Annotated in this window: 2 protein-coding genes and 2 pseudogenes; all 4 read right to left on the bottom strand. The window is 46.0% G+C overall.

Annotated elements, in window-relative coordinates; genetic code table 11:
* Positions 1-199 (bottom strand): annotated as a pseudogene (locus Q0668_RS25450) (phosphatidate cytidylyltransferase); the annotation flags it as partial.
* Between the two features lie 2 nt (positions 200-201).
* The gene (locus Q0668_RS25445; RefSeq protein ID WP_298869374.1) at positions 202-843 is read right to left on the bottom strand and encodes a CDP-alcohol phosphatidyltransferase family protein; all 642 of its coding nucleotides are present in this window, start codon (positions 841-843) and stop codon (positions 202-204) included.
* Positions 836-1,264 (bottom strand): hypothetical protein, encoded by a 429-nt coding sequence (locus Q0668_RS25440; RefSeq protein ID WP_298869373.1) that lies wholly within the window; start codon positions 1,262-1,264, stop codon positions 836-838. The genes Q0668_RS25445 and Q0668_RS25440 overlap by 8 nt, the downstream gene beginning before the upstream one ends.
* Positions 1,265-1,405: 141 nt before the next feature.
* A pseudogene (locus tag Q0668_RS25435) lies at positions 1,406-2,148 on the bottom strand (hypothetical protein); the annotation flags it as partial.

The following is a 2,148-nucleotide window of genomic DNA, read 5'->3' as shown; positions in this document are numbered from 1 at the left end:
TCGCCGTTGTTTGGCTTACTATTAAGCAGACAAACAAAATGCCAATCATCCACCACCAGGACTGGATTCGCTGGCGCAGTTCCGTGTAATCTTTCTCAGGATTAATTCGTGCCAGCAGTAACCTGCAGGTTGTCGCAATTAACAGCAATGCCAACACAACCAGCATGGCATTGAAAGAATGTCTGGGAATATCCAACATGTTTACGCTTCCAGAAATCGATAGGCAGAGATAGTCCGTCGAATACATGTTATCACACAGCCGAGGCATATCAGGATGAGAGCGATCAACAATGTATAATCAGTTTTCCAAAATATAATTTCCCCTGACGCGAAGACACAGGCAAATGTCATTACCGCCATCCGGTGTTGTTTAGCCATTGGTCCCTTGAAATCAACGGGAGTGCCAATACTGGCATTCAATGAACGAATATAAGCGGTCATCACAGCCAGTAGGCCGGCACACCAACCGAGTTCTCCACCATAGCCTACAACATGAATTGCATAACCGGCAGTAACCAGAATCAAAGGATCAGCAACGCGGTCAGGGATATCATTAAACATTTCACCGGACTTTGTACTCTTCCCTCCCTCAACGGCGACCATCCCGTCGAACAAATTACAGAGTAATCGACATTGAATAGATAAACCGGCCAGAATCAATAACCACCAATGCTGTTCCCGTGCATACATCAAAAAACTAAAGGCAGCTAAAGCAGCAAATGCAACGCTGAGAACGGAGATCTGATTGGGAGTAATATTTTTGCTGCTCAAGAAACTTGCAAACCGATTCACGATTTTCACATCTCTTATCTTGAGCGGACGTCTGGCGTTCAAATCATTCATATTGTTTGCATCTCTGTTGTTGGATCTTGAGTAGCTTAAATGAAGTCAAAAGACAAAAGCAAAACGCAACCGTCAAACCGGGAAGTATCGTATAAAACACCCGCGGTGTCCCCATTAGCGTATGCACATTTACCAGAAGCACACTGGTAAAACTAACGACTACGATCGCTGGCAACACAATTTTTGTCACCGGGTTTTGAAAGTAGTGATAAAGATACGTGACAGCGCGCACCATCACGAACGTAATCATGAAACTTGCGGTCCCTTGAGTTAACGCAGAGATTATGCCGGATTGCGCTGAATTAGCGGAATTAATATAATAAGCCCAACTGCCCCATAGCATAAACGCCAGAAAAGCTGAGACCAAATTAAATAGCCAGGACGTTCGAATACTCTTTTCCATAAATTTATGATTTTTCATCAAGCAATAGTTTCAATCAAAATGTTTTCTATTCCATCATCCATAACTGGTAATCGCGACACTTTCATAATCAATTCACCCTGGGTTATACGCGGTCTAATACGATGCTGCCAAACGAGCTGATATTTCATTTCGGACTCATTATTTCTGAAAACGAAATGAATATAGATCGCACTCCTGCATCACAATTCGCAGTCGCACCGGCTGACCGGCGAGTGAGGCCAGCTTACCATTGCCGCGCCAGCTTACAGAACCCTCGATTTTATCACCGACCACTGGTAGACACTCTTTGAGCGTAAATCCGGGAAGGGGCGTTCCTTCTGCCGATTGAATTTCTACTCGCAGACTACCCGCTGCGCTGGCACTGAAATTGAGCAACAATCGCTTGCCTGAAAAAATGAACGGTTTGGTTAAGAGTTCGCCCTCTTCTGAACCTGCATTGACGGAGATAAATCCATCCGTGCGCAAAACGTATCGATCACCGCTACGATGATAGATCGACATCTCACGAGAACTTGTGGGAACGACGTTGAGCGCCATGTAGTTTGATCGGTTACGCCAGCGTTCTGGGTCGAGCCCTGGTCTGATAAAGGCATGTTTAAAGAGTCGATCGTATTTTGTGGAGCCCGCGCGCGTTGACATGAAGAGAATATCAGTTGCGTTGACATCTTTTTTGTCATAATCGGGTGCATCACCGCGTCCCGGAACAAAACGCGTGGGCAGTGCAATATAAATGTGCGGAGCGCGGAAGTACGGTTGCGTCTGATTCGTATAAAGATGTTCTCCTTGCTGATTGGGATTCATCGCCACAGGCTGACTCCAGGTCTCAAAATCTGGCGATGTGGTCCTGCTGACGCTGCGCAACCGAACCGGAGCGGTCCATG

Origin of the sequence: uncultured Gimesia sp., from assembly GCF_937910335.1 — a bacterium.
Classification (GTDB): Bacteria; Planctomycetota; Planctomycetia; order Planctomycetales; family Planctomycetaceae; genus Gimesia.
The sequence above is the reverse complement of the archived record's forward strand: the minus strand, read 5'-3'. Positions and strand labels throughout refer to the sequence as shown.